This window comes from Curtobacterium sp. MMLR14_002 (assembly GCF_001864975.1).
Taxonomy (GTDB): domain Bacteria; phylum Actinomycetota; class Actinomycetes; order Actinomycetales; family Microbacteriaceae; genus Curtobacterium; species Curtobacterium flaccumfaciens.
On record NZ_MJGT01000046.1, the window covers coordinates 47,897 to 56,616 of the forward strand.

9 protein-coding genes are annotated in these 8,720 nt (G+C 72.6%); 5 read left to right on the forward strand and 4 right to left on the reverse strand.

From position 1 onward, the window contains the following. Window positions 1-56 precede the first annotated feature (56 nt). The gene (locus BIU91_RS04220; RefSeq protein ID WP_071404350.1) at window positions 57-1,010 is read right to left on the reverse strand and encodes an aldo/keto reductase; all 954 of its coding nucleotides are present in this window, start codon (window positions 1,008-1,010) and stop codon (window positions 57-59) included. A 108-nt stretch (window positions 1,011-1,118) separates the two neighbouring features. Here BIU91_RS04220 and BIU91_RS04225 point away from each other — a divergent pair, with 108 nt between their 5' ends. Continuing rightward, entirely contained in the window at window positions 1,119-1,763 is a 645-nt protein-coding gene (locus BIU91_RS04225) for a HEAT repeat domain-containing protein (RefSeq protein ID WP_071404351.1), read from the forward strand. A gap of 617 nt (window positions 1,764-2,380) precedes the next feature. Here the strand turns inward: BIU91_RS04225 and BIU91_RS04230 are convergent. Then, complete coding sequence (locus tag BIU91_RS04230; protein WP_027464846.1) at window positions 2,381-3,070, reverse strand: metal-dependent transcriptional regulator; 690 nt, start codon at window positions 3,068-3,070, stop codon at window positions 2,381-2,383. Between the two features lie 37 nt (window positions 3,071-3,107). Between BIU91_RS04230 and BIU91_RS04235 the strand changes: the two genes are divergently transcribed. After that, on the forward strand, window positions 3,108-4,037 hold the full coding sequence (locus BIU91_RS04235) for a CPBP family intramembrane glutamic endopeptidase (protein ID WP_071404352.1): 930 nt from the start codon (window positions 3,108-3,110) through the stop codon (window positions 4,035-4,037). A 35-nt stretch (window positions 4,038-4,072) separates the two neighbouring features. Here the strand turns inward: BIU91_RS04235 and BIU91_RS04240 are convergent, their stop codons facing one another. After that, entirely contained in the window at window positions 4,073-4,870 is a 798-nt protein-coding gene (locus tag BIU91_RS04240; RefSeq protein ID WP_027464991.1) for an HAD-IIA family hydrolase, read from the reverse strand. A gap of 178 nt (window positions 4,871-5,048) precedes the next feature. Here BIU91_RS04240 and BIU91_RS04245 point away from each other — a divergent pair, with 178 nt between their 5' ends. Further along, window positions 5,049-5,747 carry a TetR/AcrR family transcriptional regulator C-terminal domain-containing protein gene (locus tag BIU91_RS04245; protein WP_071404353.1) on the forward strand — a complete coding sequence of 233 codons (699 nt, stop codon included), beginning with the start codon at window positions 5,049-5,051 and terminating at the stop codon, window positions 5,745-5,747. Between the two features lie 64 nt (window positions 5,748-5,811). After that, window positions 5,812-6,456: a TrmH family RNA methyltransferase gene (locus BIU91_RS04250; RefSeq protein ID WP_071404354.1), complete on the forward strand. Its 645-nt coding sequence runs from the start codon at window positions 5,812-5,814 to the stop codon at window positions 6,454-6,456. A gap of 103 nt (window positions 6,457-6,559) precedes the next feature. On the opposite strand, the gene BIU91_RS04255 is transcribed toward BIU91_RS04250, so the two are convergent. Beyond that, entirely contained in the window at window positions 6,560-7,549 is a 990-nt protein-coding gene (locus tag BIU91_RS04255) for a LacI family DNA-binding transcriptional regulator (RefSeq protein ID WP_071404355.1), read from the reverse strand. Between the two features lie 253 nt (window positions 7,550-7,802). Here BIU91_RS04255 and BIU91_RS04260 point away from each other — a divergent pair, with 253 nt between their 5' ends. After that, a complete protein-coding gene (locus BIU91_RS04260) occupies window positions 7,803-8,708 on the forward strand; it encodes a DUF559 domain-containing protein (protein ID WP_071404356.1) in 906 nt (301 codons plus the stop codon). Window positions 8,709-8,720 lie beyond the last annotated feature (12 nt).

Consider the following 8,720-nt stretch of genomic DNA (forward strand, 5'->3'; position numbering starts at 1 on the left):
CGAACGACGAGTGGGATGTCGGAACATGCACGCGCATCAGCTGAGATGCGCGGGTGTCAGGCGCTCGCGGGCACCTTCGCCGACACGTCGGACAGCGTCTGCAGCTCGTCGGCGGTGAGCTCGAGCTCCGCCGAGGCCAGCAGCGCCGGCAGCTGCTCGGTGTTCCGGGCGCTCGCGATCGGCGCGACGACGTCGGGCTGCGCCTGCAGCCAGGCGAGTGCGACGGTGGCGATCTCGGAACCGTGGGCGTCGGCGATCGAGGACAGCGCGTCCACGACGGCGAGCCCCTCGTCGGTGAAGTACCCGGACACCTGGCCCTCGCGGTCCTTGCCGGCGAAGTCGTCCTTCGAGCGGTACTTGCCGGTCAGGAACCCCGCGGCGAGCGAGAAGTACGGCACCACGCCGAGTCCGTGCTCGTGCGCGAGCGGTGCGATCTCGGCCTCGTACGGCTGGCGTGTGACCAGGTTGTAGTGCGGCTGGATGGCGACGGGCTGGGCGAGGCCGTTCTCCGTCGCGATGCGGATCCACTCCGCGGCGCGGTCCTTCGAGTAGTTCGAGATCGCGGTGTAGCGGACCAGGCCGTCCTGCACGAGCTGGTCGAAGGCGCGGACGGTCTCCTCGAGCGGGGTCGACTGGTCGTCGAAGTGCGCGTAGTACAGGTCGATCCGGTCGGTGCCGAGGCGCTCGAGGCTCGCGCGGGCAGCGGCGGCGACGGTGCCCGCGGCGAGGCCCTGGAACTCCGGGTGCTGCGAGCCCTTCGTCGCGATGACGACGTCGTCCCGCTTGCCCGAGGCGCGCAGCCACGAACCGATGACCCGCTCGGACTCACCGCCCGAGTTGCCCGGCGCCCAGGCCGAGTAGACGTCCGCGGTGTCGATGAAGTCGCCACCGGCCGCGGTGTAGGCGTCGAGGACCTGGTGCGAGGTCGACTCGTCCGCCGTCCACCCGAAGACGTTGCCGCCGAGGGCGAGGGGGAACACGTGCAGGTCACTGGTACCGATGCGGGGCATACGGAGGTCCTTTCGTGGTCGGGGGTGCGGTGGGAGCGAACCGCACGTCTCCCGACGCTATGCCCCGATGCTTGACGCGGCCCCGGCGCGAGGGGCTTCGATGGACGGATGACCACGCTCACCGATGCCCTCGCCGATCCGCGATCCTCCGCCCGGCTGCAGGCGGTGATGGCCGCGGGGACCACCCCGGACCCCGCGGACCTCGAGGTGCTCGTGGCACAGTGCGCCGTCGAGCCGGACTTCTTCGTCCGCGACATGCTGACGTGGGCGCTCACCCGGCACCCCGCCGACGACGTCGTCGCCCGCGTGCTGCCCGAGCTCGAGCGCCCCGAGCCCCAGGCCCGCAGCCAGGCGCTCCACACCCTGTCGAAGATCGGCGACCCGGAGGCGTGGCCGGCGGTGCGCCCGCTGCTCGAGGACCACGACGACGAGGTGCTCCGCGCCGCCTGGCGCACGGCCGTCGCACTGGTGCCGGACGACGAGCGGGCGTCGCTCGCGCGGACCCTCGCCGTGCAGCTCGGCATCGGCGACCGCGAGCGTCGGCTCAGCCTGTCGCGTGCTCTGGTGGGACTCGGCGAGGACACCGTCGGACCGGTCCTCGTCGCGGCCGCCGACCGGGGGACCGACGCCGGCCGGGAGCACGTGCACGAGACCGAACGGCTGCTGCACGACCCGGATGCGGCATCCGCGCTCGCCCTCGAGCGGGCCCGGCGCGAGGTCGCCCTCGGCCGGACGCGCTCCGTCAAGGGCTAGGGCCGGTGGGCGCGCCCGGCCGGGAGCGCCGGGTGGTCGCGAACGGTCGCCGTCGCGGCGGTGGGGCGGGCGCGTCGCGCGGTCACGACACCCCGTGGGCGGGGTGCCGAGTGGTCGAGAACCGTCGGTTGCGGGGCTCCCGGGCGACAGATGGTGACCGCTCGGCGGACGTGAGCGGGGTGTTGTGACCGGTGGGGCATCGGACGGGAGGCGCGTGGCGGCCGCGCACCGGGCCTCCCGTCCGTCGTCACGCGCGTTCGCGGGCCGCGGTGCGGTCAGGACGCCCCGTGCGTTGGGTGCCGAGTGGTCGAGAACTGTCGGTTGCGGGGCTGCCGGGCGACAGATGGTGACCGCTCGGCGGACGTGAGCGGGGTGCCGTGGCCGGTGGGGCCGCCGGACGGGAGGCGCGTGGCGGCCGCGCGCCGGGCCTCCCGTCCGTCGCCACGCGCGTTCGCGGGCCGCGGTGCGGTCACGACGCCCCGTGCGTTGGGCGCCGAGTGGTCGCGAACTGTCGGTTGCGGGGCTGCCGGGCGACGGTTCCTGACCGCTCGGCGGACGTGAGCGGGGTGTTGTGACCGGCAGACCACGCGACCATCCCGCCCGCGCACGCCGCGCGGTCAGTCGCCGTCGGGCGCGAGCCAGATGGAGGATGCGGCGGCAGCCGGCAGGTCGACGAGGGACTCCGAGCCGTCGGTCGCCCGCCGCGACACCGCGATGACGCCGGCGTAGTCCCGCACCCGCTCGACCCGCAGGTGCGTCCCCAGCCCCACCCCGAGTTCGTCGAAGTACCGCAGCAGCGAGGGGTCGTCGTCCGAGACCCGGTCGACGGTGCCGCACGCGCCCGGCTCGATCGCGCCGAGCAGGGTGCCGGGGGAGTCCGGCACGATGCCGTCCGCCCCGGGGATCGGGTCACCGTGGGGGTCGTGCGTCGGGTGGCCGAGGTCGGCGTCGACGCGGTCGAGGAACTGCTCGGACACGGCGTGCTCCAGGGCCTCGGCCTCGGTGTGGACCTCGTCCCACGAGTAGCCGAGCCGCTCCACCAGGAACGTCTCGATCAGCCGGTGCCGCCGGACCATCGCCACCGCGACCTGCTGCCCGAGCGGGGTGAGCACGACGCCGTAGTACGGGGTGTGCTCGATCAGGCCGTCGCGGTCGAGCTTCTTGAGGTTGCCCGACACCGTCGACGCCGACACCTTCAGCGACGCCGCGATGTCCCGCGTCGCCAGGCCGGGCCCGCCGCGCTCGCTGGCCTTCCAGATGAGCTTGACGTAGTCCTCTGCCATGGTGGACAGGGATGGCAGGCGCATACCGCCAATCGTACGACCCGCCTGGTACAACCAGCAGATGACCACCACCGCCCCCGTCCGAGCCCGCCGCCGTCGCTGGCCGGTTCCCCCGTCGCTGCTGCTCGGGCTCGCGCCGATCGTCGTGTTCGCGGCGATCAGCGCCTGGCGGTCACGGCCGAGCGACGACTACGCGACCCTCGGGCAGACCGTCGACAGCGTCGTACACGCCCTGGTCATCCCCGAGGGCATCGCCGTCGTGGCACTCGCCCTGTTCGTCACGGCGCTCGGCTGGTGGCGGATCGCCACGGTCGACCCGGTCCGGACGCGGCTGCGGTGGACGATGCTCGCGCCGATCCTCGTGCTCGTGGTGTGCGTCGTCCGGCTGCCCCTGATCGACTGGACGGCGCTGCCGGCGCACTACTTCCTGCTGCTCGCCGTCGGGGTGCTGTTCGTCGGGGTCTTCGAGGAGCTCATGGCCCGCGGGACCCTGCTCGTCGGGCTGCGGCGGCGCCTGCCGGAGATGGGGGTCTGGGCCCTGTCGTGTGCGCTGTTCGGGCTGCTGCACCTGCTCAACGCGCTCGCCGGTGCCGGGATCGGGCCGACGCTCATCCAGGTCGTGTTCGCGGCGTCGTTCGGGTCGACGCTGTACGTCGCGCGCCGGCTGACCGGGTCGCTGCTCGCCCCGGTGCTGCTGCACGCCTTCTGGGACTTCGGGTCCATCGGGTTCTCGGCGACCGCGGACACGGGCGACTTCGGCAAGCTGACGCTGCTCGGCCTGATCGGGCTGTTCTCGTTCGGGGTGCTCGCGTTCGGCATCGTGGCCGGCGGGGTCATCGCCTGGTACGACGACCGGCCCCGTCGGCTCGCGAAGCGGTGGCGGACGGTGCCGCCGATGGCGGCCTTCGCCCTGGAGGCCCGTGGCGCGTCCCACGAACCGGCTGCGGCGGGTGCCGCGGTCGCGTCCGGTGCGGGGGTCAACGCGCGGTAGCGGCCGCGCCGACGCGCGCGGTCGCGTGCTACCGGCTAGAGCTCGACCTCGAACGGCTCGGTGCGCACGAGCTCGTGCACGCCGGAGATGACCTCGCTCGGGCGGAACGGGTACCGGTCGATCTCGGCCTGGTCGCTGATGCCCGTCATCACGAGCACGGTGTGCAGCCCCGCCTCGATGCCGGCCTGCACGTCGGTGTCCATGCGGTCGCCGATCATGCCGGTGTTCTCGGAGTGCGCGCCGATCCGGTTCATCGCGGAGCGGAACATCATCGGGTTCGGCTTGCCGACCACGTAGGGCTGCTTGCCGGTGGCCTTCTCGATCATCGCCGCGATGGCGCCGGTGGCCGGCAGGACCCCCTCGGCGCTCGGGCCGGTGGCGTCGGGGTTCGTCACGATGAAGCGGGCACCGGCGCGGATGAGCCGGACGGCCTTGGTGATCGCCTCGAACGAGTAGTTGCGGGTCTCACCGACGACGACGTAGTCGGGCGCGGTCTCGGTCATGATGAACCCGGCCTCGTGCAGGGCGGTGGTCATGCCGGCCTCACCGATCACGAACGCCGAGCCACCGGGCATCTGCGACTTGCAGAAGTCAGCGGTCGCGAGCGCACTCGTCCAGATCCGCTCCTCGGGCACGTGCAGGCCCGAGCCCCGCAGTCGGGCGCTGAGGTCGCGCGGCGTGAAGATCGAGTTGTTCGTCAGCACGAGGAACTCGGTGCCGTCGTCGAGCCACTGCTGAATGAGTTCCGGCGCGCCCGGGAGCGCCTGGTTCTCGTGGACGAGCACGCCGTCCATGTCGGTCAGCCAGCACTCGACGTCGTCTCGGGTCGCCATGGCCCTCACCCTACTGCGCAGGGGTTCAGGTCCGGCTCGTGGCCGGCTCGGAAAGGGCCGGGAGGCCCGGGGCGGCTCTTGCGCGCTGCTCCGAGACCCGAGAAGGTCGAGACACCGAACCGCGGTCGGCTTTTGCCCTACGCTTTTCGGGACACGTACCGAATCAAGGAGGCCCCTCGTGCTCGTCGAACCCGGAACCCCGTCCGCCGCGCCCCGACCCACCCCGGTGTCGGAGACGGAGCTCGAGGTGACGCCGCGACGACGCCGAGGCCGCCCGAACGTGCTCTCCCGCGAGCAGGTGATCGACGCCGCCACGACCATCGCGAACGAGGACGGCCTCGACCGGCTGTCCTTCCGGGCCCTGGGCGTGCGGCTCGGGGTCGCTCCGATGACCGTGCACCGAACCATCGGCGGGCTGGACGACCTGCACGCCGAACTCGTCCGCCGCACCGTCGACGAGTTCACCGCGACCTTCGTCTGGCCGGACGAGTGGCACGCCGTCGTCCGCACCTTCGCCACGACGTTCCGTGACCTGATGCGCACCCACCCGCTCGTGCTCGAGTCGCACAGCCAGCGCGCCCCGCTCGCCTCGACCGAGTCCGACGCCGTCGTGGCGAAGGTCGTCGGTGCCCTGCAGGACGCCGGGCTGCCGCCGGCCGAGGCGATGTACACCTTCTTCGTCGTCTACGACTTCGTGGTCGGGCACGCCGGGGTGCAGGTCGGGCGCGGGGACTCCGAGGCCGGCCGCCCCGAGCGGCACCGGCTGGTGGGCGAGATCCTCGGCGAGCACTCCTACGACGACCGGTTCGCGCTCGGCCTCGACATCCTGATCGCCGGCATCGAGTCGCGCATCGCCCACGGGTCCGGCACCGCCTGAGCCCGCGGCGCCGCGGGGCGCTGCGGTCGTCGGGCCGGTGCCGTGTGCGCCGTACGCTGGTCGGGTGACCACTGCGCCCGAACCGTCGCACGAGCTGACGACCAACGGGGTGGGGCCGCACCCGGAACCCTGGCCCGACGACCCGAGGCTCGACCCGGAGCTGCTGGCCGCCGGGGACTCCCGGAACGTGCTCGACCGCTACCGGTACTGGTCGATGGACGCGATCGTCGCCGAGCTCGACACCCGCCGGCACGCGTTCGACGTGGCGATCGAGAACTGGCAGCACGACCTGAACATCGGGTCGATCGTGCGGAGCGCCAACGCCTTCCTGGCCGGCACCGTGCACATCATCGGGCGACGCCGGTGGAACAAGCGCGGAGCGATGGTCACCGACCGGTACCAGCACGTCCGCTACCACCCCGACGTCGAAGCCTTCCTCACCGCGATGGCGGAGGAACAGCGACCCGTCGTCGCCATCGACAACACCCCCGGGGCCGAGCGCATCGAGACCGCGACGATCCCGGAGCGCTGCGTGTTCCTGTTCGGGCAGGAGGGCCCCGGGCTGACCGACGAAGCGGTGGCCGGGGCGTCCGGGCACCTGGAGATCACGCAGTTCGGGTCGACGCGGAGCATCAACGCCTCGGCGGCGGCCGCGATCGTCATGCACTCGTGGGTCGTCCAGCACGCGGAGTTGCCCGGCGCTTCGTGAGCAGAAATGGTCGGGTACGGGCCCTGGACCCGACCATTTCTGCTCACGAAGCGGGCGGGGCGGAGGCGGGGCGGGCCTCCAGGCCGGGGTCCGTGCTGCCGCGTCAGCGTGCGGCGGTGGTGCGGCGCGCGACCAGGCGGGGTTCGACCAGGAGTTCCGTGGCGGCGATCCGCGGATCGGCGATGCGGGCCAGCAGGCGCTCGCCGGCGCCGCGGCCGATCTCGACACTGCGGTCGTCGATGCTCGTCAGGCCGACGTACCGCATCGCGGCCACCGGGGTGTCGTCGTAGCCGATGACGGAGACGTCCTCGGGGACGCGCAACCCGCGTTCGGCGAGCTCGGACAGGGCGCCGAGGGCCATCACGTCGTTCGCGGCGAAGACGGCGGTGACGTCCGGGTGCTCGTCGAGGAGCATGCCGAGGGCGCGGGAACCGGCCTCCTCGGTGGGTTCACCCGGCAGGACCGTCGTGACGACAGAGGCGCGTGCTGCTGCGGCCTGCTCGAACCCGGACTGGCGTTCGGCCGAGGCCGCCGAGCTCGCACCGACGAACCCGAGTCGGGTGTGACCGAGGTCGAGCAGGTGCTGCGCCGCGATGCCGCCACCGGCGTGGTCGTCGTTCGCCACGGTGTCCGCGCGGGGGATCGCCACGCGGCCACCGGCGATGACGAGCGGCATCGAGGCGGGGATCGCGAGGTCGGTGGTGGGCTCGCCGGCGATCACGATGCCCTCGACGCGCATGGAGAGGAAGCCCTCGACCGGAGAGGCATCGAGCCCCGTGTTGAGGAACCGGTCGGCGACCACGAGCCGGTGCCCCTGGTCCTGCAGGCTCTCGCGCAGACCGGTCAGCAGGTCCACGAACCACTGGTTGCGGAAGTCGTCGAGGACCACGCCGATGGTGCGGCTGCGCGTACCGGCGAGGGAGACGGCTGCGGTCGAGGGCCGGTAGTCGAGCTCCTGGATCGCCTTGAGCACGGCGGCCCGGCGCTGGTCGCTGACCCGGGCGGAGCGCTGCAGCACGAGGGAGACGAGGGACTTCGAGACCCCGGCGCGTGCGGCGACGTCGTAGATGGTCGCGGGCTTGCCGTCTCCCATGATGCGCTTCGACCTCCGTTGGCTCGTGCGTCGATCGTAGCGGTTGACGTGACATGGGCCGGCGGGTGGGGTGGGGTGGGTGGTTCGGTTTCGTTTCGTGAGCAGAAATGGTCGGGTGCGGGGCGGCGACCCGACCTCTTCTGCTCACGATCCGCGCGTGGCTGGTCCTCCACACGGGAGGCCCGGGGTGCGTTGTGCACAGAAGTCGCGTTCGGCGCGCGGGCGGTGGGCGCGGGGCGCGAGCGTGGTCGTCATGCGAGCACGACCACTTCCGACACCACTGCGCGGGCGCGCGTTCGACGTCGGTGCCGCCGACCGCGCGGGCGTCTCCCGACAACGACTCCGACGGCGTGACCTGATCCGCCCGACCCGGGCGATCCGATGGGCACGTGACCGTCCGCCCGACCCGGTCCACCGGATCCGGGCGTTCCGGCCGGTGCTGGTCCCCGGGCAGTTCATCAGCCACGTCTCGGCGGCGGTCCTCTGGCAGCTGCCGGTCCCTGCCGCCGACGACGGACCGGTGCACGTCACGAGTCCCCTGCCGATCGCACAACCACGACGCCACGGGGTCGTCGGGCACCGCATCACACCGGACCGTGCCCAGGTGACGGAGCGGTGGGGGATGCCGACGAGCACGCCCGCGGCGCTGTGGGTGGACTGCGGTGCGATGCTCTCGGTCGACCAGCTCGTCGTGCTCGGGGACGCCATCGTCACGGAACGGCGGTGCGGGACGACGATTGACGACCTCGCTGCCGCCGTCGCCCTGGCCGGAGCGCGATCGGGTGTCCGACGACTGCGCGTGGCGCTCGAGCTCGTGCGGGTGGGGGCCGGGTCGCCGCAGGAGACCCGAGCACGGCTGGCGATCGTCCGCGCGGGGCTGCCCGAGCCCGAACTGCAGGTCGACGTGCTGGACGAAGCCGGTCGGTTCGTCGGCCGCGTCGACCTGGCCTACCCGGAGCGCCGCATCGTCATCGAGTACGAGGGCGACCACCACCGGACCGACGCCGAGCAGTGGGGCCGTGACCTCCGTCGCTACCGCGAGATGGAACGACTCGGCTGGGCAGTCGTCCGGTGGACCAAGTCCGACCTGACGCTGCACCGGTCAGCCGCAGTGGCGCACCTGCAGACGCTCCTTGCACGCGGAGGTCGCCTCGAGTGAGCAGAAGACGAC